We start from the raw sequence: 21,502 nt of genomic DNA on the forward strand, positions 1-21,502 counted from the left end.
GCTTCATGGGATATCGCATCCTGGTAAGGGGGAATGTCGATAACGACGAGCGGCGAATACTCGGCGAGATCGACACGTGGGTCCGGCTGGACTTCACGGTGCGGTTCAATCAGCCCGGCACCTGGCAGCTCCTGGTGAAGAGCGGCACCTATCAAGAGGGTCTGCTCACTATGGGCCGCGGCATCGTCATCTATCAGGACGGTGTTCCCGACCCGGTGTTCTCCGGTCAGATCGATGCGTTCGAGCGGTACTGGACCGTCGACCAGCACACCGACACGGGCTCCGTGTTCGTGGGTGGACGGTGCGACAACCAGGTCCCGTACGGGTACGTCGCCTTCCCCGGCATCGCTGGGTCCGGAGCCGAACAGATCACCGTCCTCCCCGTCGAGAAGCAGTACACCGGCAAGGGCACACGAGCTGCCGGCGGACCGGCGGGGCAGGCCATCTGGGTTGAGGCCGACCTCGCCTTCGGCTCCCGCGCCCTGTCCGATCGCAAGATCGGTGGCCTGACCGTGGGCCCCAACGTCCCGATCGGCGACACGTTCTCGGACTCCCTCCGCTTCGACAACCTCGGCGAGAAGTTCGAGGAGTGGCTGACGGACAAGAGGGTCGGGTACCGCTTCGTCTGGTCGTACACGACGAAGCAGATCGAGATGAGCCTCTATGAGTGCCGCGACCGATCCGGAGAGGTCCGCTTCTCTCCCGACCTGGGAAACCTCCGCCAGTACACATGGCAGCTCAAAGCCCCCACCGCTACCCGCGCCCTCGTCGCCTGTCAGGGCGAGGGCGCCGAGCGCTACCTGTGGCAGAAGGTCGACCGCGACGGCGAGACGCAGTGGGGCGTCAAGCGTGAGGTGTTCGTCGACCGCCGGGACATCCCCTTGAAGACCGGCAAGGACGGTAAGCCCGAGCTGGTCACGAAGATCGTCAAGGGCGAGTCCGGCAAGGACATCGAAGAGATAGGTCTCGGCCCGGACGGCGAGGAATGGCCGGGCGCCACGCTCGCCGAGAAAAAGGCAGCCGCAACAGCCCACTACATGAAGGCAGTTGGGGAAGCCGCGGCCCACGCCCTCAAGGAGGGCGAGAAGTCAGGACACTTTCAGATTTACCCGATCGACACTCCGCAGTGCACGTTCGGCCGGGACTACTTCGTGGGCGACATCGTTACGGTCGCCGTTGATGGCGAGGAATACCAGGACATCGTCAAAGAGGTGAACATCTCGGTCGAGGACGGTGGTCGCATTTCCGATGTGACGCCGAAGATAGGCGATCAGGGAACCGGCGAGCCTCTGAACATATACAAGACCGTCTGGGACATGAAAGCGAAGCTACGCAAGCTGGAATCGAGGATGTAAATGGCAGAGAAGAGCTATCCGTTCGACGCCGCCAATGAGGCAGGCGGCCAGGCCGCGGTCTCCCAACTCGACTGGCAGGACATGGCCAAGCTCTGGGGCGGGGACCGGGTCGACCTCCAGCTCGTCAACGCCTCCTACTCCGGAGCCACCGTCCCCTTCGCCCCACGGGTCATCAACGGGCGCACGATCGAGGTCAAGCCCGGGGCTGCGTGGGTAGGCGGCATCTACTACCGCACCGACTCTGTGCTCACGGTCGATGTGGAGGCCAACCCGACGGAGACTCCCCGCAAGGACACTCTTGTCGTTCGCACAGACATGTCCAAGGGCGCGGCGAACATCGTGGTGGTCAAGGGGCAGCCCTCGAAGGCGCCTATCGCCCCACGGCCTCAGCGCATTGCCGGCCAGCGGTGGGAGATGGTTCTCCACGAAATCCTCGTGCCGGCCAAGGACGGCTCGATCACGCTCACGAGCTGCGCGCCCTACGACGCCCCGAACCATCTGGCAACACCCTGGAACACGCGGCTGACAGCCGGGTATCACGACGTCGGCCAATTCCTACTCGACATGGACAGCAACAACAACGACGTCCAGTACGAAGCCTTCAACGGCCGTGACGGCTACATGGTGACGCGGCACCTGAGCAAGGCCAAGAAGTACACCCCGCGAATCGTGAATACGGGAAAACTCCCGAGCGGGATCCTCTACCGGGGAATCTGGCGGTGGATCGCCCCCAACACAGTATTCTTCTCGATCGACATCAACAACACCTCCAACACCGATGTGAAGCAGTCCGGTTCCGGCCCACTGTCCTTCACGCTCCCAGTGAACCCGACTTCCGCCATCGGGCAGGTATTCAACGGGCAGATGCTCAACTCCGGTTATCACGGGAGCCTGCCGAACTACGTCGCACTCACGGGTCTTTCCTCGCTCGGAAACAAGACCAACGTGGTGAAGATCTTCTACCCCAACCCCAAGAAACTGGATGAGGGCCTGGACTACCTTCTCACCTTCCCCCGCAAGTCCTCGATCATCTTTTCCGGCACGTATGAGGCCAACACCCTCTGAGAGAAGGAGAGTTCATGGCAGACCGTAATCTCTTCGGCGGCACGCCTGCTGATGTCGCCGAGAACGAAGCGGGAGTGCGCGTGGCCGGCGGGGTGGGCCTGGTGTGGTCGAGCGCCGAGGACAGCGCGGACCAGGTGACCGACCTCGTCGACATCAACGGCACCCCGATCACCCAGCTCGTGGCCGACGAGCGCGGCGTCGTCCTCCCCTTCTGGGGGCCGCCCGGCGCCGAAGCTCTCTGGATCGACTTCGGTGTCGGCCGGATGAAGCTGGTCTCGAACTCGGTCGGCGAGCGGTTCAGCGATCACCTCGACCGGTTCGACCCGCACGGCTCCAAGCAGTACGCCGACGACCAGCTCGTGGGTTACATCCCCCGAAGCGGCGCTCGTCTCACGATGCAGCCAGGACAGACCTGGGCCACCGCCAACGTGCCTGAACTGAACGGAGACAAGGGCGACGAGGGCCTGGTGCTGTCCCTCGAAACAGACGGCGCCACCCCCAGCGGGTACAGCCAGTACACCCGCCTGTACAACAACGGCGCCCTGTACGTGGAACCGAACGGTGCCCACACGCCCCTGGCGGTCGGGCAGTGGGAGCAGGCGGAGCCCGACGACACTGCCATCAGCGTCGCGCGGGGACGTGCCGGCACCCGCCCTGTCTTCCAGGTCCGCGCTGACGGCCGCGTCGAAGCAGCGGGCAACGTGTCTGCACCCAATGTCGGCGGGGCCCGTGTGTACAGCGGCCCGACGGCGCCGGCCAACCCGCGAGTCGGGGATGTGTGGGTGCAGTATGGCGCGTAGCACCAACCCCACGATGGTGTGGGACGGCACGAAGTGGGTGGACGGCACCAAGCATGTCTGGGACGGCGTGGCCTGGGCCGGCCAGCCGCCCGTCCTCGTCTACGACGGGTCCGCTTGGCAGGTCAAGGCGCCGGTCGCGTCGCCCTACCCGGCCTTCACAGCGTCATCGGCCGGTGTGTTCGGCATGGCGGACCACGTGGGGCTGCCGGTGCCTGCGCAGGCTCGGATCCTGGACTTCGTCGTGTCCGTGTGCGTCGCCACGGCGCCCCCGCAGCTCATCTCGCCAGGCGGGTACGTCGCCCAGATCTGTCGGCTCGACTCAGGGCACTTCGTCTCCATCGCGATGTGGCCGTACGACGGCCGCCTTGGTGACGTGGTGTGGAGGGTCGCCGGCAGTACCACGGCGACAACGATCAACCTCGTCTACCGGGGCGGGGATGTCTCCAGCACTCCCATTGCACCAGTGGCGGAGATCGAGCAGCACCGCGCGGTGAGTCGCGTGCCTCTCACTGCCCCTGGACCGTCCACTTCCCTCTTCCTGGTCCTCGTGGAATCCACCGACCTGACCGGCTATGCCTGGCCGGAGGGCATACTCGCCCGCGCCCAGCAGCTCGGGCGGTTCGGCGCCTTGGGCTTCAGCATCCTCGCTGCGGACACCCCGGGCACGGGGGCCTCCGCTGGCGCGCTCCGGCTCGACACCACAGCGGCCTCCGCGGTCTGTCTCACGATCCGGGTGCCGGGGCTCGACGATGGCCGACCGACGTGGGTCCTCGGCGACGACAGCGCTTCCGTACTCGGTTCGACCACGGTCTTGGGGTGATCACGTGACCAATATCAAGACCTGGGCCGACGGCGAGCAGATCACTCCGGCCGACATGCAGAGGTACATCAGTGACGTGTTGCACGGCTTCATGGCGCCACCGTCCTGCCGCCGCACCGTGGCCAACCTGTCCTCCCAGCACAAGCCCGCGAACGCTGCGCACGTCGTCCAGTTCGACAAGCCGGCCATGGGCAAGGGCTCGATGTACTCGTACGACACCACGGGCGGCCTCATGTCGACGGAGGCCACCAAGATCCACGCGCCCATCGACGGACTCTACGAGATGTCCTTCGGCCTGGTCGTCCGCGCTGCCACCGGTGATCTCGGATTCGCCACGGCCGCGGTCAACTTGAACCAGACGACCGGCTCTTCGATCGCGGCTACCGGTTTCCTCCGGGTGGGCCTCGGCCGCTCCAACCGGTCGGAAAAGGTCGGCGCGGGCTCAGCGACGATCGCTCTCGATGCGGGTGACTTCATCTCTGCGGCAGCACAATCGGACACCGATTTCGTTTTCGGTGACGGCGACTTCGCGCAATTCATATCGCACATGGAACTTCGATGGGTGGGGGTGAAGCCCTGATGGCGACTCCGCTCGCCCACACCTGGCGGTCACGAGAAGTCGTGACCGCCGACGCCATGAACAAGTACGTGCGGGATGTGCATTCGTTTCTCTACCGTCCGCCAGCCTGCAAGGTCATGGCCCGACAGCGCGGCAGCTACTCGGGAGCTGATCCTGCGGATGCTTACGGCCGCGGGAAATGGCTTCCCTTCAATGCGTGGGCAGCCTTCCCCCTTTACGTTCCGGGGAACGGGACCAGCCACGGTGAGGAGTACGACACCACAGGCGGGGAAATGACCCAGCCGAGCAGCAGCGGGGTCTTGTGGCGCCTCACAGCCCCCGAGAACGGCATATACGCCATCACCTTCGGAGGTGTCCTCGAAGCCAACGGGGAGCCGCACAACGCCCACTTCAGGGTCGGGAAGAACCAGCGGTCCGACGCCGACTGGTCATCAGGCCACGCATCGTTCGCCTCACACTGCCCTGGCCGCGTCCACTACGCGAAGGACGGGACATCCCGATACATCGGCTCGATCGCTACAACGATCAGCCTCAAGAAGAGCGACACCATTTCCGCCGGAGCCGTCTCGGACAAGGACTTCGTTCTTGCCCGACGCAGCCTTCCCGGGCGGTCTTTCCTCGAAATGCGCTGGATCGGGAGGGCCCCATGACTGTCCCCACTGTCGAGTCCTGGACGCCGCGCGAACTCGCCGACACCGCCAAGTTCAACAGGCGGGTCTCCGACGTGCACCGGTTCCTTCAGAACCCGCCGGCTGCCCGCGTGATCGGCATGAAGCGGAAGGATCTGCCGGGCAAGGAGTACTTCGTGCTGCCCTTCTTCCCGGTCGGCGAAGAGGGCGGAGCCGGTACTTCGTACGAGACCTGGCCGGGGATGGTGCCCCCCGTCGCGGACGACAAGACCATGGGACAGGACACGGCCTGGCAGTTCGTGGTCCCCGTCGACGGCCGGTACCGGATCACGCTGTCCGGCGCGTTCAGCACCTCCGCCAACCTCGGGCACGGCCGGCACCAACTACAGGTCAAGGTCGGGGTGGACATGACGAGCGGTACAGGCGAAGCCGTAGCAGCAGCCTCCGTCGACACCATCTCCCCTTCACAGGCCAGCGGCTACACGCTGTGCGGCGGCCACTCGACCGTGCAGCGACTCAAGGCCGGATCGAAGGTCCAATTCGCCAGCACATGCGCCTCCTCCCCTACCTACGCCTGGGCCAACGAAGAGGTCAGCCCTCAGTACAAGTGGGGGTCTTTCGCGGAAATCAGGTGGGTCGGAACCATCTAAGAAGGGGGTGCCCATCGATACGTCCCAAATCCTCAGCATCGTGTTCGGCACAGGCGGCCTTGCTTCCTTCGCAGCCTTTCTGAAGCTCTGGATGGAGCGGAAGGACGCGTTCGACCGAGCCCGACGCGAGCATATCGAAGACCTCGCCAAGTGGCGCACCGAACTCCAAGAAACCGTCTATGAGCTGCAAGATCTGGTCGAGTACTACCGCCACGTCAGCGCAGATTACGCGTGGCAGCTACGAGAGAACGGCATCGAGCCGGTGACCACTGCGGTCGGCCCGGCTCGACCGGAGTGAATGAATTAGTCGATTTCCACGGCCCCCTTTCTGGGGGCTTTTTTCATGCCCGAAAGGGGGCAGCATGTCTCAGGTTTCCAAGGTTCTATCCATCGCCAAGGGCGAGGTCGGCTATCAGGCGCAGCGTGCGCCGGGCGAGCGCCCGAGCGGTCACCAGAAGTACAGCGGGCAGGTTCCGGGCCTTGAGTGGTCCAACTACCAGCCGTGGTGCGCGACTTGGGTGAGCTGGGTCGCGATGAAGGCCGGTGTCGCCAGCCTCTACCCGCGGACCGCGTCCGTGTTCACGGCCATGCAGTGGTTCAAGAACAAGGGCAGATGGAGCGCGTATCCGGCCATCGGTGCGCAGGTCGTCTACGGCACGAGCGGCAGCACGCACACGGGTATCTGCTACGCCTACGACGCGACGTACATCTACACCTACGAGGGGAACACATCCCTCACGAACAACGCGAACGGCAACAAGGTCATGGCTCGGAAGCGGGCGCGACGGGATGCCTACGTGCACGGCTATGGACTGCCGAAGTTCAGCGAGGGCATCACGACCGCGGACCCGAGCAAGAAGGGCCGTGCCGGCTTCCTCTTCGCGGCCACCGCGTCCGCGCCAAGCGGCAGCTCGGCGAGCGTCAGCAAGTATCGGATCACGCCGGGCCAGACCCTCGGTGGGATCGCTGCCCTCGCCGGCGTCTCCCTCGCTGCGCTCCTGGCGGTGAACCCTCAGATCAAGGACCCCGATGTCGTCCAGCCGGGCCAGGAAATCAGCGTCCCGGAGACGTCGAAGCCGAAGCCGAAACCGACGGCTCCCCCGTCGAAGCCGAAGCCGGAGCCGAGCAGGCCGACCGCTCCGAGCGGTGACTTCTACACCGTCCACAAGGGCGACAACCTGAGCACGATCGCTCGCGCAACCGGTCAGTCGCTGACGGCTCTCCTCGCGCGCAACCCGGCGGTCCAGGACCCGAACGTGATCCACGTCGGCCAGAAGATCCGCGTCCGCGGTGCCGCGCCCGCGGTGCCGAAGATGAAGCCGGTACCGCCGAAGCCTGTTACCCCGAAGCCAGTCACACCCCGGCCGGCTCCGCGGCACGAAGCGGCGTCGCCGAAGAAGCCGGTGACGGTCATCGTGAAGTGCCGCTGCACGTGCGCCTGCTGTGACACCGCACCGAACACGCAAGCACCGTCGGCCACTTCACCGCCGGTCACAGCCAAGCCCTCGGAGCCGGCCGAGACACCGAGCACCGTGCCGTCCCCCACCCCCGACACCACCGACGGTCATGAGACCGAGCAGGGAGCCAGCCAGTGAACTATCTCCGTAACCATCCCGCCCGCATCGCCGCCGCTCTGGCGGCCCTGGCCCAGCTCCTCACGGCGCGCTGGTCCGACATCGACTGGTACAGCATGGCGGCCGTCGTCGCCGCGCTGCTCGGCGTGGGTGAAGTCGCACAGCGGGTGGAGAACGGCAAGACCCGCGAGGCTCTGCACGAGACCTCGCCGAACGATGCTCTGGCCGAGCTGCACACGCAGCTCGCCGAGTACGAGCAGAACCATTCACTGGCTTCCGAGCCGCAGAAGTCGGCGAGGTAGCGAATATCCGTGAATGAATCATTGAAGTCGCGCCCATCCCGCCCGCTTAGCTAAACAGAAAGGCCCCCAGTCGTCCCACGAAGGGACGACTGGGGGCCTTTCGTCATTTCTGGGCGCTCACGACGGGTTCACCCGTCCCTGTTCTGCCGCTTCTCACCCCTGGCTCGGGCCAGCTCTGCGTGCTGGTCGCATCGCGGGACGGCAGTGCCAGCTTCTGCTGTGCTCTCCCGGTACATCACTTCTCCGGCGCATCCGCCGTGCCGGCTGTCCAGGCACACCGGTGTCTCACTCATCTGCGGCCTCGTTCTCTTCCCACTGCGTGACGATGTCGTTCTCGATCGATACGGACACCCGGATCCAGTTGTCGGCATGGACCTTGACCGTTACCTCGTGCCCCTGGTCGATCAGGCTCATCACGACCCTGGCGGCGGCGAACTCACTCGGCCGCTCAAAAAGGAAGTCGATCCCCGTCCGGGTCACCCCAGCCAAGATCACCTTGACGCTGAACGGGAACACCACACCGGCCCGAGCCGCAAAGTCCCGCGCCCACTTGTCGGCGGACGGGGCCATCGGATCCACGACCTTCGTCTCGTCGCTCATCGCTCTACTTCCTCGATGGGGGTGAACTTGTCGTCGGTGAGGTAGCCCACCAGTTCCCCGGTCCGTACGTGATGAACAGGCTGACCGAGGTCATTTTGGACCCTACCCGCAGGGTCTGACACGTCGGCCGGCTCGGGCTCGAAAGCCAGCGGCATCGCGGGCAGCCACCAGACCCGGGTCTGAAGCGTGGCCTCCAGGAGCACGTCCTCGGTGTCCACGTCGAAGATCTCGTACCGGACATCGGGGGTGGCCCGTACTCCGGCCAGGACGACAGGCTCGCCCGGCTCGGACGACCGCTTCCCGCCCTTCCCCCCGAAGTGGAACCGCACACTGTCAGTGGCCGACCGGATGCCTGGCACTGCCCGCAGCTCGGTGTTCTGCCACTCGTCCGCCTTCGGCTGCTCGGCCTCCTCGACCGAGCCGTCATCCGGGAAGAGCGTCACCCACGTCGACCGCTGGTCGATGCTCGTGCCGGCCAGGCCGACAAAGAGGCGCACGCCCTTCTCGCGCTTCCCGTTCCTCTGGGCCGTAACCGGCTTCGGTCTCTCCAGGAGGGTGCCCGTGCGAGTCACCGGGTGACCGCGGGTGTCCACACCCGCGGCGGTCACGTAGTCCCCGGCTTTCACCCCGGCGATCATCTCGGTCAGGCCCATGCCTCTCTGCTTTCTCATCGGGTTCACAGCAGTGCCGCGAACGGGTTGGCGGGAGCCACGGGAGCGGGCTGCGGGATGACGGCCTTGGGCGCCGTCGGCTCCCGCACGACCGGCTTCGGCTTGGGCTCCTCGACGAGCGTGAGCACCGGCCGCTCTTCGGCCTGGTCCTCCGGCTGCTTGGCCTTCGCGTCTTCCGCGATCAGCCTGTAGATGATCGGCTTCCGCCCGGCGGTGGAGGACTTCCCCTCGTAGCGCTCGACATCGTCGAGCTGGTCCACCGTCTCGCGGAGCCCCTGGGCGTTGGTGCGGGACTGGAGCGGTCGCAGCAGGACCGTGGACGTGGCCTCGCCTCCGTGGCGCCGGAGGATTTCGCGGATCAGGTCAGGGAGGCTCTTGACCTTCGTCTGGCCACTGTCCGGGTTCTCGGTGACCAGCTTCTCAACCGAGTTGATCGAGTACTGGACGAACGCCCATGCAGCCTGGAGTGCCTTCTTAGAGATGCGGGTCTTCATCTCGGAGGCCGCGAGGACCGCGGCGACCCGGAGTACCTGCTCTGCGGTGCGCTCGAAGTACACCGCGATGTGCTCGGGCGTGTTCGCCACCTTGCCGACCATGAAGGCGCGGATCTCATCGAATGCCTTGTACGCCTCCTTGGCCAGCGCGATCACGCGGGGCTTCTGCTTGGCCCACCGGTACGCCTCGGTGAGCCGCTTGTCCGCCCGGATAGGCGCACGCTTGCCGTACGGGAGCATCTTGCTCTGCTCCACCGCGATCGGGAGGATCCTGTTGTAGGAGCCGCCCAGTGCCGCCGCGGCGCTGATGAACTGGTGCCACTCGCCCGGTGTGATGTGCGCGTGAAAGCCGAGGAGGGGTGCCTCGACCTTCTGAACCTCGCCGGTTCCGTTCTTGCCCTTGGTGCGGTTCGAGATCTCCCCGCCGTCCCAGGCGGTGCGGAGCTTCTGGTCGAAGGTCGGGCAGCGTCGCGCGCGCTTCAGGACCTCCGCCCACTCCTCCTCCACGATCAGGGCCCGACCGTCCGAACCGCCCTCACCCCCCATCGATGCCAGCTCGATCCCGTACAGGGTGCTGACCAGGGCGGGCCCCGAGGAGACGCCGGAAACGATGCGGCTGGAGAAGAAGCCGTCGAAGGCCGGTCCCATGAGCGCGCGAGCGTTTCGGTACGCCGTGCCCTTGCACCCGATTCCGGAGCGGCCGGCGAGGACGGTCCAGACGGACAGAGGGCGGCCGTCCTCCCCTCGGACGTGCCCGTTGATCGCGGCGGAGAAGAGGCTGAGGGTGGTGGCGTAGATGCCGATCGGGTCGGCTTCGGTTTGTGGCATCACGTTGTCGACGGCCTCACCGATGGGCCCGTACTTGATGGTGTCGAACATGGTTGTCTGCCTTCGTTGTTGGTTAGCGGCGGTAGACGGAAAGCCGCCGCATCGGGGGTATCTCGATGTGCTCATCCATGGGTGCTCCTCACTCTGTGCAGTGGGCTCCTCGGGGGTCGTCGGCGTGCCGGGGGCAGACGAACTGGCCGGTGGCGGGGTCGTAGCCCGCTTCGCATCCCTCACAGACGAAGTAGCCGCAGACCGGGCAGTCCCCGTAGGGCAGTTGCAGCTCGTCCAGGTCTTCGCGGCACACGGCGCAGATGCGCGGCGGGTCGACGGGGTGGCGATATTTCTTCTGCTCGGTCACCGCTTCAGCTCGCTTCGACGTCGAGGGTTTCTTGGCCCGCGTGCGCGTGCTCGTAGGCGACGCGGACTGCGGCGGCGATGCGGCCCTTGGTGCTCACCGTGAAGCCGCTCTTCCTGGCCCAGGCGCGGATCTTCTCGGCCTCGGACGGTTCAGGCAGGAGCTTGGCCTTGGCGGTGTGCCGGGTCTCGGCGTCCTCCTTCTCCCGGCGCTCCTCCGCCCACCGGTCGCTGGACTCGGCCAGGCGCTGGTTCTTCTCCAGCCGCCACTTCTCCTCGGCCTCCATCTGGGCCCGAACGGCGTCAGCCGTCTTCTTCTCCGGCACTGTGGGAAGCGGGTCTTCGCCAATCCAGCGGCCGGAGGTCACGGCCTCTCGGAAGGCGCCGGCCCGCGTGGCGTCCAGGCACGGCGTACCGGCCGCTCCCGCTTCCTTCACCTTGTGCGGGGCCGGGCGAATCCCGCAGACGATGAGGACGGTGTCCTCTTCGACGTGACCGACGATCCGGTATCCGCTGTTCTCCAGCCCGCGGCGGGCCGCTTCCGGCTCGTAGCCCGGAATCGATCCGGTGACGACCGCCGATCTCCGTTCGTCCACGGGTTTCTCCGAACCGTTGGCCCGGAGCGCCTTCGAGAGGTATCTCGCGAACCGGTCGGCGTGCTCCGCGCACAGGTCCCATGCTTGGTGTCCGACCGCGACAACAGTTACCGCGCCCCGGTCCTCCGGCTGTTCCTTTGCCTTGCACCCCGTGCAGAGCGCATCCATGTGCCTCTCCTTCCTGTTGGCCCATGGCGAAGGGCCAGGCCCGCGGGCCTGGCCCTCACCAAAGGCGCCCGCTCACGCAGGCATGAAGAAAGCGGCCCACCGCTGGTGGCCCGCTCGGATGGTGCTGCTGTTCAGTTGCCTTAGCGCTGCTCGACCTCAGTACTTGGTGCGGGTGTCCGACCGGCCGAGATAGCGAACGGCCGCCCTTTCGCGAGCGGTAGGGGCGAGGCGGTTGTGCGCCCACGTCCACGCCGCTTCGCTGGCGGCAGGTCGGCCCTTGGCGGTCCTGACCACCTGGATGCGCGGATTGCCTTTCTCGTCGGGCCACTCGACCACGGCCCAGTGGTACGTGTAAGTGTCGATGTTCACCTGGCCCCTCCCATCGTGAGCTTCACGGCCACCTCACACTGCTGGGCGGTGGACATCGCCAGCCAACGCGCCCGGCTCTTCTCGTTCAACGCGTCGTGCAGGACCACGCACGCACCCGCAGTCCACCCGTCGACAAAAACCCCGCCGACTTTGGCCGCAGCGTGCAGCTCGACGATGCGCCGGTACTCTCCGATACGGCCTTCGGCCTTCCACCGCTCTTCGGCACCGCGGGCGTAGGCGAGTTCGGCTGCCTCGGTCTCGTTGGGCTCGCGGATCTCGTAGAGGCTGCGCTTGAAAATGTGGGGGCCAGCTCCGTGTCCCGCGTAGTTCCTGAGCTGCCGCTCATACGTGCCGTCGTCCACGAAGCGGTCCTCGACGTGTCGGGCGCAGTACCCGATCGGTTCCGGAGCCGGGGAGCGCTCGGAGACAAAGGTGGTGATGACGGTGGCCGGGTCGGGGCAGAAGGAGTCGGCGCAGCGGCCGAGCGGATTGACCTGGAGGCCAGAAGGGAGGGTGGATCGCATCAGGCGGCTTCCTGTCGACGGGAGTGGCGGGTTTGCAGGTAGGTTTCGACGGCTTCGCGTACCAGCCGCTCGGCCACACCGTGCGGGTAGTGGTAGGCAGTTGCCATTTCGCCGCACGTCTCGAACAGGGCGTTCAGCTCGCGGAAGCGAGCGTCCAGCTTCCCGTGGTACGCGGCCCTGGTGGCCCGTATTCGGACCGTCACGAGGTCGTCGGCGTATTGCTTCATGCGGCCCACCGGTCCTCCACAGTGATCCGAATCGGCCAGGCGTCGGCAACCAGAAGGCCGGTCTCGCCCTGCCGTTCCCAAAAGAGCGAGGTGCGCCAGCCGTCGGTGGGGTGTTCCCAGCTCCACAGAATCAGCGTCTGAGTCGCGTGCATGTGATCCCGGCGGCGGCGCCACGTGTACACGGGGCGGGCGCTGTTCGAGCTGTAGATATCCAGTCGGCCGATGGTTTCGTCGTAGGTGGCGATCCACCTGGTAGTACTCATGCGTTGTTGCCTTCCTTGATTCGTCGTTCGCGGTAGGTGTGGTGCAAGTCGTTGAAATCCCCGCCACCGTGGCTGTCGCAGTAGGCAGTGCTCAGCCAACGCCGAATGCCATACCGCTCCATGTCGATCCACCGGGTGGCCGGTGCACCGCAGTTCCAGATCCAGCACCCGACGCGCCCGTCGTCGAGTCTCTGGAAGTGCTGTACTTCTTTCTTGGTCGAGCCCTTGCCCATGCGTCATTCCCCCGCTTCTTCAGCCTGCGCCTTGTTTTTCTGACGGGTAGTTGTCGTGAAGGACCAGGTGAACTCGCGGACCGTGACGCCCTTCCGCGTCCTCGCGTTTCTCTGGGATCCCCCACCGTCTGCGGCGGCCAGGAGAATGGATTTCCCTATCCTTCGGGACAGCGCACGCGCAATCTCCGCGATGTGGTCGGACTCCTTAGCCCGCGCGTCCAGGGCGGAGTGGATCACCCCGATGTGGATGTCCGGGATAGTGGTCGTTCCGACCTCGAAGCTCGCGATGAGCGGAAGCAGCTTCTCCCACTTCAGGAAGTCGTCGACGACCCTGTCCGGTACGTTCAGCCGCATGATCCTGCGCTTATGGAAAACGGCATCGCGGAGGGCATCCGCTTCGATGGACGACTCAAATTCGAATGTGATGCTGTCGAAAGTCATGTTCGGCTCTCTTTCTCGCCCAGTGGGCGAGGCAACCGACCGACTTCATAGCCGGTCGATCACCTCGGGCACTAGGACCCTTCGGTCTGCTCGAATCCAGTGGCACCTACGTCGGCACTGCCGTTGGCCGTCGGAGCCCTGCCGTTCGGCTGGGCGTCGATGTCCGGTCTGATCTGGATCCAGCCGCCCGGAATGTGGTCGAGACGGAACGGCGGGCCGTACTCCGTCCACTTCGAGCGCCAGTCCTCGCCCTCCTCGAATCCCATGGCATACGTCGTGATGTCGTCCCCGATGTGCTCTCGCCACCCCTTGAAAACCGGGAAGAGATCCGCGAAGTCGTCGACGACGACGGAGGCCCGAGCGGACAACGGGTGTACGTCCTCGGCGTAGTTGGGGATGTCGGGGGAATTTCGCTCGCCGAGTGCCATGACCCAAGCGGTCACCGGGCTACCTCCAGCTCGGCCCACGCATCCGACCAGCGCTCGCGGGTACTCGGCTCCAGGCCGACTAGCCTGGTCACGTATTCCGAGATCGCGGGGTAGGACTTGATCCCCTTCGTGGTGCGCACCTTCACACGTCGGCCGTTCGGCTCGACGACGATGCCCGGCATCAGGACCGGGCCGTACTCCAGGACCGCCACGCGGTCCCCTTCCTTGAATGCACTCATTGCCCTGCTCTCTCAGTCGTTGCTCAGGACGGCGACGCCGTCAGGGGTACGGATGGTGGTGTAGGCCCCGGCCTCTTCCCAGTCGCCCGCAATTGCCTTGGCGAGCGTCCAGACGTGGTCCTGGAAACGCTCGGGGAGGTCGCCCCCGATGTCCTCCAAAGCGAGGTCGGCGAGCGATTCCCACACGCCGCGGGACCGGTTCTCGATCTCGTCCCCGATGTCGTCGACCGCGTAGCCCTCACCGTGGAAGTGGGCGACCAGCTCGACGGGATGCTCGGTGATGAGCTTGGCGAGCTGGGCCACGGCGCCGATGTTGGTGAACTCGGACAGCTTTACGTCGCCGAAGTCTTCGCAATCGTGGATCGCGTAGTCCTCGGCATCGCCCGTGGGCGAGCGGTCGAGCATGACCTTGATCTCGACCCTGATGTCGTCCGCGTCCTGGTCGGCATCGATCCACACGCCGTGATGGCGACCGGAGTTGTAGTCGGCGAGGCTCACCACATATATCTGGGGCTTCATCATATTCTCTGCCATCTGCGATATCCGAACCTTCTACTGAATGGGTAAATAGGCGCCAGCGTTATCGGCAAAGCTTGCAATACCTCATGTGCTTGTTCAGGCTCTGAGCGAGGCTACGCCTCGCTTCTTGCGACATCACAAGACATGCCTTGGCCGTGTTTTCGTTGGGATGACTGACGGCCCTGATATCGAATCCGTAGATGTCTCTGCGGTACCCATCCTGAATGGCGTTGAAGCGGTCACAGCGATAACTAGAAAGCATTTTGGATTCCCCTCTTACCGAGCGCCTGACACGAGCTGACAGGCCATGCAAAAGGCCGCCCACTTGTTAGTGGGCGGCCCAAGGGAAAGCGAGTCAGGCGGCGGCTTGGAACTCCTTCAGCAGGTCACGCAAAAGGAGTTGAGCGTCGTGCGCCTGCTCGTTCTGGATGAAATCCATTTCGTCGGTGTCGTCGCCGTTGTTGGCCAGGTTCTCTTCCGGGTCGTACGAGGGAACCGCCTTGCACAGCAGGTCGAGCCATTCGGCCTCATGCTGCCGTATCCGCTCCACGGCATCCCGCAGGACGCGGGTGGATACCTCTTCAGGGCAGGTATGAAGGTCCGTCATTACTTGACCTGCTCCTTCAGGAAGTCTTCAAGCTGACTTATTCCGTCGGCAACTGCGATATCGGTTACCGCCTCGGCGACGACCTCTTCCGCTGCGTTCTCGATGGCCTCCTCAGCCTCCTCCCGGACTTCTTCCTCGAAGTGCATTTCGGCCGCAGCAATGATGGACTCAGGATCCATGTCATTCATCCGAGCAAGATGGAACAGGTTGGCGACCAAGTCGCCCGCCACTTCACGGATGATTTCCGGAGCGATGGTCAGAGTGCCATCGAAGTACTCTCGCTGGCCGGTGTGTCCCCCGAACGCCTCCAGAGCCGCGAGGGCCCAGTAAGCGCGGGTCTTGTTGCTCCCGGCGGCGCCATCCTCGTAGATGCTCATTATGTGTAACCCCTTAGAATGTTCTGCGGTTTTACCGGCTGCCATGGCTGGCAGGCCATGACCGGCCCCCGTGCAACGAGGACCGACCAGAGCCCGTCAGAATTCAACAGATGCGCGAGGATACAGCGAATATCAGGATTCCAGTCGCCACCGATATTGCGATGTACCCCCACCAGAAAACTGATTCCCACGTGTCGGCAGTCAGCCTCCTGCGCTTTTTCTTGTTACTCACAGCCACCTATTCGCCTAGATATTGCACAATGTGCTCATCGGTCCCCCAGTAGGCGACTGCCTCATTGGGGATTTGGAAAACGACCGGGTCACGGTGATCTGTCACGGTGTCCCGCAACCGGGCCACATCCACCCAACCCATCACGGCAACGAATTCCATTCCTCTATGGAGCGTCGGGAATTCCACATCCGTCCATTCTTTACACTCGCCATGCAGGATTCCGCCAGATCGTCTGACGGCCTCACCCAATTGAAGGAAATTCACGGCTGCGCCCTCTCCTGTATAACCTGGGAAACGAGCGCGTTTATGATCCGCTCAAGTTCTCCGCTATATCGGTGACCCGAGATATCCATGCGCCCGATATAGAAAAGCTCCTGTCCCAGCAGGCGCACACTGTCGGGCCGCGTACACACGTCAACGATTATCCGCTGAAGAGCTGCCCCGAGAATGTCTATCTCTCGGGGATACCAAGCCGACTCGCGCCGAATTACCATCATCGCGGCAAGAGTTGACCAGTCGTCAGGGTCAAGGTCAAAGGCGTAGAATTCGCGCCCTTTCAGCTTGATGGGCTTGGGCATGAGACTCCCTATCTTTACAACTGATCGCGGTGACCAGCCATAGCCGGGCCCGGCATGCATTCATTGCATGCCGGGCCCGACTAAAGCCGTTCAGTCGCCAGCCTTGTATTCCCTGCACACGTTTCCGGCTCCATCCTGAATGCCGCCCTCGCCATCCCTTCCGCCGTTCCGTGGCGCAGGTTCGCTTAGAGCATCTGTGAAGCCGTCGTTATATGCCGTTACGGTGGCGTGTTCTACGGACCCGCCTTTCCTGGCTTCCCCCAGCGCGTAGCCTGCTGCGGCAGCGGATACAACCAAAGCAAACGTCATGAGAAACATTCGGATCTTCACAGGGAAATAACCTCTCCATTTGCCACGTCGAAGATTGCAAGCTGAGATTCCAGGCGCCCCATAGCCTCGGCTTCGGCACGGTCTGCGACGTTCAAGGAAAGGTCAAGGTAGACCAGGCCACCGTCAACCCAAGCGCCATAGAAAAGCCCCTGATTGGCAACACGGGGTGCGTAGTCGGCCATGTATTCGGCCAGCACTTCAGGGCCGAAAGATTCGACAGGAAAGGTGCGCTCACTCCCCGCAATGCTGACCATGTAGCCGTCAACAGGAGTGGGGAGGGTCGGGGAAAAGGTGTGGCCGCCATCATTGATGATCGCGCGGCACTGTTCAACAAGGGTCATGGTGTGCATCGGCTTTGCCTCCATCACATCGCACATCAACTTTTTGATTAAGACTCGGCACCTAAAGGTGCCGCAGTGTCCTAGGTCAGACTCGAACTGACAACCCACCACAGAGGGGCTAGGACGCCGGACTCAGGAATTTAAGGCGACCCCGCGAATCGCCACTCTAGGCTTTGATTCTGGGCGCCGGACACGCCGTGTTGTCCTGCACTGCATGACCTATCCATTGCGGGCCGGTCATTTCCCGTTCTCGGTTCTCTCTCCACTCCCGGTACTCCGTCTAGCGCCTGACACCGTTAGGTGTGGGTATCGCTTCGGGCCTTTGTGGGTGCTTCCCTCCCTGGTTTGGAAGGGTGAGACCTATGGTCTGTTCCTAGCTGGTCTGCCTATCGCCCTGAAACGGACTCACATAGGCACGCATCACTAGTGCGTGTGGATTTGGGTTCAGCCGTTACGGGCCGTTCCTGTCGTGGCGCCTGATCACCTTCGCCTGATCCCCCTTTCCGCATCCCCGCTCGGCGGGTGGTACTCGGGGCGACTCTTTGGGGCGGCGCCTTTCGACATGGAAGACATTACGCGAATCCACATCGCACATCAACTTTTGAATTAGAAGCCTCCTCGGGTCAGGTGGCTTCAAGATTCATAGGAAGACGCGCGTTGCATGGTGATAGCGGTGCAGTCAATAGGCACGATAGTGATGGTGATCACTAAGAAATGCCACAAGCCCTACCGTGCGTGATCATGGCCAAGAAATAATTCACTCACCGTGGCCGGTGAAATGCCCGCTCCCCTGTTTCCGACGGGCTCCGAGGTGGCCCCGCATGAATGAATCAATCGCGTGATCTCTGCCACAGATAACGGGGGTAATGCGCTCATTCATTCAACGAGGACCCACCGGGGGTGCCTTCCTCGAACCGTGTACGGGTATGAAGGTTTCGAGGCCCCAGGAACCCTTCTGTGGCTGCGCTGGCCACCGGTTACCCCGAGGGCTCCGCGGCACCTTTCAAGGCCGGCATGGACCCCCTCGCGGCCTTCTGGGGGCACCGCAAAGCCAGGCGGTGCGCCGTTCGGCGCCCGTGAATGAATGAATTAATCCACGACAGTGAAGCGGACCACACTTTCGGTGCTAGCCGTCACTAAATCAGCGTTTTGACACCTACATCTTTTATGGGCGGTTGTATATACCTCACCAAGATCTCACCTGTGTGTCGGCTGTGGAGTCGGACCGCGCCCTCCCTGAGTCCATTTGAAGGAAACCCTTCACTCCTGGCTCCCATTGGCCGTGACGCGCTCCCTCCCAAACGCGCTTAGGAACTTGAAAGCGGAGCCCTCTTGAAATTTGTGGGTCTTGTCGCGGAGTTTCAATGAACACCAACCCCTTTTTGATGAGACGTTTCACGCAGATTCTCAGAATATTATGTTGACCCTTGACGTCGAAGGTCACGCCATAGTGAGTATCGAGCCATTCCCGTATCTCGGCAATCCGAAGTGCGGGGCGCCCGGCTTCATTCCATTCCGAGTCGGGCTTTAACGCCAGCAAGGCAAGTAACACGTATGCTGCCATTGGCGATTTTTCGCTTTCTTCGGGCCCAAGGCTTTCGAGTAGCCCTTGCGCTTCGCGCCTTCTGAGTTCGACGGATGAGATCCCTAGTGAGTCCAGGCCAGAGGATGATGTGACGCGCTCGGGCGCTGCCCGGCTTGGAACGGCGCCAGACCACGCTGGCCGGCCGCCATGTACGGCCAGCTGCCTCTCGGTCTCTGCGCGCTTTTGGACCCACTCCCTTGGATCTCCTCCCCACGTGCGAACCACAAGCTCCAAGCGGTCCCGTCCGGGCAGCTGCCTGCCCCTCAACCAGGCGTAGTAGGTGCCTTTCTCGATTCCCGCCACGTCGCAGGTGTGCTTGCGATCTCCTGCCGGGCCGGCTGTATCGCGTAGCGTCCTAAGCCCCATGGCGAAGGCATGGAGAGGGTTCTGTGGATCAAGTGGACTAAGTCGTCGTCCCACCTTGCCCCCGGTGTCGTGCGAAGTGCTGAGTAGTTGCGAATCCTAGCTTCCGTCGAGCTGCCACTTCAGGGTGAAGATGTCATCTCAGCTGCGTACAACGGAGGTTGAAGTGGGACTGTCGTTCGGCGTCAGGCTGCTGCTCGTCCTGGCGGCGGCGCTGGCAGCGGTCATCATCGGCATGATGACCGTGATGCTGGCTCACTGGGACGGCGCGCGGACGCCGGCCTGCATCATGCGAGGAGGCGCCGCCTTCGGCATCGCCATGACACTGATGGTCCTGGTGCTCACCAGCCTCGGGGCTCTGGGCTGAAGGCCGAGCCCCAACACCTACCCCCAGACCTCGGGCCCTCCGCCTCTCCAGTCGATCAGCCCGGGGTCGTCGAGCTGGAGGTCGTCCGGGTCCAGGCCGGCCCGGCGCAGGAACTCTTCCAGGTCTCGGGCGCTGTAGGCCAGGCCCAGGATGGTCCCGCCAGCTCGTACGCGTCGTCCGCCGGTCGGGCTGGGCGGGTAGACGACGATCGGGGCAGCCATAGGCCCAGGATCGAGCCTGCGCTCGCTGCCCGCACCCCGGAAACGGAAAGGCCCCCTCAAGTGCCGTGAGGGGGCCTCCGATCTATTTCAAGGTCACTTGGCCTTCTGGTATGCCTCACGGATATCCGCAGGAACGCGCCCGCGGTCGTTGATGCTGTAGCCGTTCTCCTTGGCCCACGCCCTGATCGCCGCGGTGTCCTCACTGCTCGCCGCCGCATTGCGCGGCTTACGGGCCTTCCCGGTCCGCCGGCCGACCTTCGTGAAGGGGGCCATGGCGTCCAGCAGCTGGTCATAGCTGTCCGGGCCAAGGTCGATTTCGTACGTCACACCATCGAGAGAAAGGGTGTGGGTCGCGGCCTCCGAGGACTCTTCACCCGTGAGGTCGTCCGTGTAAATGGTTACGATCTTCTGTGCCATGAGCACATTCTAGATCCCCAAAAAAACGCGGCCCCCACTCCCCTAAAAGGGGTGAGGGCCGGCACTGGCTCTGGTAAGCCGTTCAGGGCAGCAGGTTCTTCTGCCCCGCCCGCACGCTCTTGGTGAACACGCTGTAATCCTCGCGGGAGATGATCAGAACCTGGGCATTCGGGTCGCCCACATCCACGGAGTCACGCAATGCCACGACCCCGTCAACGAACGCGACCTCAAGGCAGTTGTCGCCCCCGTTGGACAGTTCGCTCTTGGCCCAGTCGGCGTTGGTGAGATCGACATTCTTCTTCATGAGTAGCAGTCCTTGATCATTTCATGGATGAAACGGCGCGAGGCCGGCCCGTCGAGGGCCTGCGTACGGAGATGGCCCAGGGCGGTTTCGTAGCGACCGATGACCCTATCTTCCTCCAGGTACGCGGTAGTTGTCATCGTCTCCACGATGGCAACCGGCGGCCCTGCCGGGAAGTGTAGAACCTGGAACGAGCCGTCGCTGCCTGCATGCCCGCCGATGGCGAAGGGGAGCACCTGTATCGTCACGTGCGGATGCTTCTCGGTCGCATTCAGCAGACGAAGCAGCTGCTCTCGCATGATCTCCGGACTACCGACCACCCTGCGAAGCGCGGCTTCGTCCAGGATGCATCCCAGGCTGATCGGATCCTCACGGGTCAAGGCCACCTGCCTGGCCATTCGCAGATCCACGAAGTGGTTGACCTCGCGCTGCGAGGGCCACTTCTTGCTGCTCTCCACGATCGCCCGTGCGTACTCCTTGGTCTGGAGCAGGCCCGGGACGAGGTTCAGGTACGACTCTGCCTTGGTGGCCATGCTCTCAAGGTTCAAGAACTCAGCGAACTCGTCGCTGATCGCGTCGCCGTACTCGTCCAGCAGGTTGGTCCGCTTGCCCGAGGCCGCGAGGGAAGCCAGCGTCTTTATCTTGCACTTGGCCTCCTCAGACACTTTGTAGACCTGGAAGAAGGCGGTCAGGCCGAGTCCGCTGACCCGCTGCTTGCCATTTTCAATCTTGCTCAACGCGGGCTTGCCGGACAGGCCCAGGCTCTCCGCGGCCTCCTCCATCGAATACCCGGCAGCTATGCGGAGTGATCGCAACGCTGAGCCGAGGCGCCTTCGATGGACGTTGGGGCGTGCTTCCGCCATGGTCACCACCTCCTTGGGGCCGCAGCGTATCGCGAGCCCTGTTGCTGGCATATGCCAACTCGCAAGTTGAGCAACGTTTCTGATATCGCAGGGTTGCTAGCAACGTTTCTCATGCGTCATCGTTGCATCTGGCAGGGCAACACCGGCTTGGCAGTCGGTAGTTGCTCTCGGGGTGGGTCGTGCCCTGTCCC

General features: G+C 63.7%; 34 protein-coding genes. 11 read left to right on the forward strand and 23 right to left on the reverse strand.

Annotated elements, in window-relative coordinates:
* The first annotated feature begins 5 nt into the window (after window positions 1-5).
* The 10 genes from ACGFNI_RS33925 (at window position 6) to ACGFNI_RS33970 (ending at window position 7,775) form a co-directional block, all read left to right on the forward strand.
* Window positions 6-1,355, forward strand: a complete 1,350-nt coding sequence (locus ACGFNI_RS33925; RefSeq protein ID WP_393689309.1) for a siphovirus ReqiPepy6 Gp37-like family protein — start codon at window positions 6-8, stop codon at window positions 1,353-1,355.
* Complete coding sequence (locus tag ACGFNI_RS33930) at window positions 1,356-2,420, forward strand: hypothetical protein (RefSeq protein WP_393689310.1); 1,065 nt, start codon at window positions 1,356-1,358, stop codon at window positions 2,418-2,420.
* Window positions 2,421-2,434: 14 nt separating this feature from the next.
* On the forward strand, window positions 2,435-3,220 hold the full coding sequence (locus ACGFNI_RS33935; protein ID WP_393689312.1) for a hypothetical protein: 786 nt from the start codon (window positions 2,435-2,437) through the stop codon (window positions 3,218-3,220).
* Window positions 3,210-4,040: a hypothetical protein gene (locus tag ACGFNI_RS33940; RefSeq protein ID WP_393689313.1), complete on the forward strand. Its 831-nt coding sequence runs from the start codon at window positions 3,210-3,212 to the stop codon at window positions 4,038-4,040. Before ACGFNI_RS33935 ends, ACGFNI_RS33940 begins: the two co-directional genes overlap by 11 nt.
* A gap of 4 nt (window positions 4,041-4,044) precedes the next feature.
* A complete protein-coding gene (locus ACGFNI_RS33945) occupies window positions 4,045-4,620 on the forward strand; it encodes a hypothetical protein (RefSeq protein WP_393689315.1) in 576 nt (191 codons plus the stop codon).
* 41 nt (window positions 4,621-4,661) lie between these two features.
* Window positions 4,662-5,270, forward strand: a complete 609-nt coding sequence (locus ACGFNI_RS33950; protein WP_393689316.1) for a hypothetical protein — start codon at window positions 4,662-4,664, stop codon at window positions 5,268-5,270.
* On the forward strand, window positions 5,267-5,899 hold the full coding sequence (locus ACGFNI_RS33955; protein ID WP_393689317.1) for a hypothetical protein: 633 nt from the start codon (window positions 5,267-5,269) through the stop codon (window positions 5,897-5,899). Before ACGFNI_RS33950 ends, ACGFNI_RS33955 begins: the two co-directional genes overlap by 4 nt.
* A gap of 7 nt (window positions 5,900-5,906) precedes the next feature.
* Window positions 5,907-6,197 carry a hypothetical protein gene (locus tag ACGFNI_RS33960; protein ID WP_393689319.1) on the forward strand — a complete coding sequence of 97 codons (291 nt, stop codon included), beginning with the start codon at window positions 5,907-5,909 and terminating at the stop codon, window positions 6,195-6,197.
* Between the two features lie 64 nt (window positions 6,198-6,261).
* Window positions 6,262-7,494, forward strand: a complete 1,233-nt coding sequence (locus tag ACGFNI_RS33965; protein ID WP_393689320.1) for a LysM peptidoglycan-binding domain-containing protein — start codon at window positions 6,262-6,264, stop codon at window positions 7,492-7,494.
* A complete protein-coding gene (locus ACGFNI_RS33970; RefSeq protein WP_393689322.1) occupies window positions 7,491-7,775 on the forward strand; it encodes a hypothetical protein in 285 nt (94 codons plus the stop codon). Before ACGFNI_RS33965 ends, ACGFNI_RS33970 begins: the two co-directional genes overlap by 4 nt.
* Before the next feature lie 285 nt (window positions 7,776-8,060).
* Here the strand turns inward: ACGFNI_RS33970 and ACGFNI_RS33975 are convergent, their stop codons facing one another.
* From ACGFNI_RS33975 to ACGFNI_RS34065, 19 genes are all read right to left on the reverse strand, one after another.
* Window positions 8,061-8,375 (reverse strand): hypothetical protein, encoded by a 315-nt coding sequence (locus ACGFNI_RS33975; protein WP_393689323.1) that lies wholly within the window; start codon window positions 8,373-8,375, stop codon window positions 8,061-8,063.
* Window positions 8,372-9,028: a hypothetical protein gene (locus ACGFNI_RS33980; RefSeq protein WP_393689325.1), complete on the reverse strand. Its 657-nt coding sequence runs from the start codon at window positions 9,026-9,028 to the stop codon at window positions 8,372-8,374. The genes ACGFNI_RS33975 and ACGFNI_RS33980 overlap by 4 nt, the downstream gene beginning before the upstream one ends.
* A 23-nt stretch (window positions 9,029-9,051) precedes the next feature.
* Window positions 9,052-10,419 (reverse strand): DUF3987 domain-containing protein, encoded by a 1,368-nt coding sequence (locus ACGFNI_RS33985; protein WP_393689327.1) that lies wholly within the window; start codon window positions 10,417-10,419, stop codon window positions 9,052-9,054.
* An 88-nt stretch (window positions 10,420-10,507) separates the two neighbouring features.
* Window positions 10,508-10,726 carry a hypothetical protein gene (locus tag ACGFNI_RS33990; protein WP_393689329.1) on the reverse strand — a complete coding sequence of 73 codons (219 nt, stop codon included), beginning with the start codon at window positions 10,724-10,726 and terminating at the stop codon, window positions 10,508-10,510.
* Between the two features lie 4 nt (window positions 10,727-10,730).
* A complete protein-coding gene (locus ACGFNI_RS33995; RefSeq protein WP_393689331.1) occupies window positions 10,731-11,486 on the reverse strand; it encodes a histone-like nucleoid-structuring protein Lsr2 in 756 nt (251 codons plus the stop codon).
* Between the two features lie 156 nt (window positions 11,487-11,642).
* Window positions 11,643-11,855, reverse strand: coding sequence for a hypothetical protein (locus tag ACGFNI_RS34000; protein ID WP_393689332.1), 213 nt, complete (start codon window positions 11,853-11,855; stop codon window positions 11,643-11,645).
* A complete protein-coding gene (locus tag ACGFNI_RS34005) occupies window positions 11,852-12,379 on the reverse strand; it encodes a hypothetical protein (protein ID WP_393689334.1) in 528 nt (175 codons plus the stop codon). The genes ACGFNI_RS34000 and ACGFNI_RS34005 overlap by 4 nt, the downstream gene beginning before the upstream one ends.
* Window positions 12,379-12,606 carry a hypothetical protein gene (locus ACGFNI_RS34010; protein WP_393689336.1) on the reverse strand — a complete coding sequence of 76 codons (228 nt, stop codon included), beginning with the start codon at window positions 12,604-12,606 and terminating at the stop codon, window positions 12,379-12,381. The genes ACGFNI_RS34005 and ACGFNI_RS34010 overlap by 1 nt, the downstream gene beginning before the upstream one ends.
* Window positions 12,603-12,869 carry a hypothetical protein gene (locus ACGFNI_RS34015; protein ID WP_393689338.1) on the reverse strand — a complete coding sequence of 89 codons (267 nt, stop codon included), beginning with the start codon at window positions 12,867-12,869 and terminating at the stop codon, window positions 12,603-12,605. The genes ACGFNI_RS34010 and ACGFNI_RS34015 overlap by 4 nt, the downstream gene beginning before the upstream one ends.
* On the reverse strand, window positions 12,866-13,102 hold the full coding sequence (locus ACGFNI_RS34020) for a hypothetical protein (protein WP_393689340.1): 237 nt from the start codon (window positions 13,100-13,102) through the stop codon (window positions 12,866-12,868). Before ACGFNI_RS34020 ends, ACGFNI_RS34015 begins: the two co-directional genes overlap by 4 nt.
* 3 nt (window positions 13,103-13,105) lie before the next feature.
* Entirely contained in the window at window positions 13,106-13,543 is a 438-nt protein-coding gene (locus ACGFNI_RS34025) for a hypothetical protein (RefSeq protein WP_393689342.1), read from the reverse strand.
* Between the two features lie 71 nt (window positions 13,544-13,614).
* On the reverse strand, window positions 13,615-13,986 hold the full coding sequence (locus ACGFNI_RS34030; protein ID WP_393689343.1) for a hypothetical protein: 372 nt from the start codon (window positions 13,984-13,986) through the stop codon (window positions 13,615-13,617).
* Entirely contained in the window at window positions 13,983-14,210 is a 228-nt protein-coding gene (locus ACGFNI_RS34035) for a hypothetical protein (protein ID WP_393689345.1), read from the reverse strand. The genes ACGFNI_RS34030 and ACGFNI_RS34035 overlap by 4 nt, the downstream gene beginning before the upstream one ends.
* 12 nt (window positions 14,211-14,222) lie before the next feature.
* A complete protein-coding gene (locus ACGFNI_RS34040) occupies window positions 14,223-14,744 on the reverse strand; it encodes an antirestriction protein ArdA (RefSeq protein ID WP_393689347.1) in 522 nt (173 codons plus the stop codon).
* A 340-nt stretch (window positions 14,745-15,084) separates the two neighbouring features.
* Entirely contained in the window at window positions 15,085-15,336 is a 252-nt protein-coding gene (locus ACGFNI_RS34045; RefSeq protein WP_393689349.1) for a hypothetical protein, read from the reverse strand.
* A complete protein-coding gene (locus tag ACGFNI_RS34050; RefSeq protein ID WP_393689350.1) occupies window positions 15,336-15,713 on the reverse strand; it encodes a hypothetical protein in 378 nt (125 codons plus the stop codon). Before ACGFNI_RS34050 ends, ACGFNI_RS34045 begins: the two co-directional genes overlap by 1 nt.
* Before the next feature lie 492 nt (window positions 15,714-16,205).
* Complete coding sequence (locus tag ACGFNI_RS34055; protein ID WP_393689352.1) at window positions 16,206-16,523, reverse strand: hypothetical protein; 318 nt, start codon at window positions 16,521-16,523, stop codon at window positions 16,206-16,208.
* Window positions 16,524-16,849: 326 nt separating this feature from the next.
* Window positions 16,850-17,203, reverse strand: a complete 354-nt coding sequence (locus tag ACGFNI_RS34060; RefSeq protein WP_393689354.1) for a hypothetical protein — start codon at window positions 17,201-17,203, stop codon at window positions 16,850-16,852.
* Window positions 17,204-18,380: 1,177 nt separating this feature from the next.
* The gene (locus ACGFNI_RS34065) at window positions 18,381-19,145 is read right to left on the reverse strand and encodes a hypothetical protein (RefSeq protein WP_393689356.1); all 765 of its coding nucleotides are present in this window, start codon (window positions 19,143-19,145) and stop codon (window positions 18,381-18,383) included.
* 163 nt (window positions 19,146-19,308) lie between these two features.
* On the opposite strand from ACGFNI_RS34065, the gene ACGFNI_RS34070 reads away from it, so the two are divergent.
* On the forward strand, window positions 19,309-19,509 hold the full coding sequence (locus ACGFNI_RS34070) for a hypothetical protein (RefSeq protein ID WP_393689358.1): 201 nt from the start codon (window positions 19,309-19,311) through the stop codon (window positions 19,507-19,509).
* Window positions 19,510-19,526: 17 nt separating this feature from the next.
* Here ACGFNI_RS34070 and ACGFNI_RS34075 read toward each other — a convergent pair whose 3' ends face one another.
* The 4 genes from ACGFNI_RS34075 to ACGFNI_RS34090 form a co-directional block, all read right to left on the reverse strand.
* Window positions 19,527-19,730, reverse strand: a complete 204-nt coding sequence (locus tag ACGFNI_RS34075) for a hypothetical protein (protein ID WP_393689359.1) — start codon at window positions 19,728-19,730, stop codon at window positions 19,527-19,529.
* Window positions 19,731-19,823: 93 nt separating this feature from the next.
* Window positions 19,824-20,147: an Lsr2 family protein gene (locus ACGFNI_RS34080; protein WP_393689361.1), complete on the reverse strand. Its 324-nt coding sequence runs from the start codon at window positions 20,145-20,147 to the stop codon at window positions 19,824-19,826.
* Between the two features lie 82 nt (window positions 20,148-20,229).
* Window positions 20,230-20,451, reverse strand: coding sequence for a DUF397 domain-containing protein (locus ACGFNI_RS34085; RefSeq protein ID WP_393689362.1), 222 nt, complete (start codon window positions 20,449-20,451; stop codon window positions 20,230-20,232).
* Window positions 20,448-21,311: a helix-turn-helix domain-containing protein gene (locus ACGFNI_RS34090; protein ID WP_393689364.1), complete on the reverse strand. Its 864-nt coding sequence runs from the start codon at window positions 21,309-21,311 to the stop codon at window positions 20,448-20,450. The genes ACGFNI_RS34085 and ACGFNI_RS34090 overlap by 4 nt, the downstream gene beginning before the upstream one ends.
* Window positions 21,312-21,502 lie beyond the last annotated feature (191 nt).

The sequence above is a fragment of the Streptomyces sp. NPDC048644 genome (genome assembly GCF_043199105.1).
Lineage (GTDB): Bacteria > Actinomycetota > Actinomycetes > Streptomycetales > Streptomycetaceae > Streptomyces.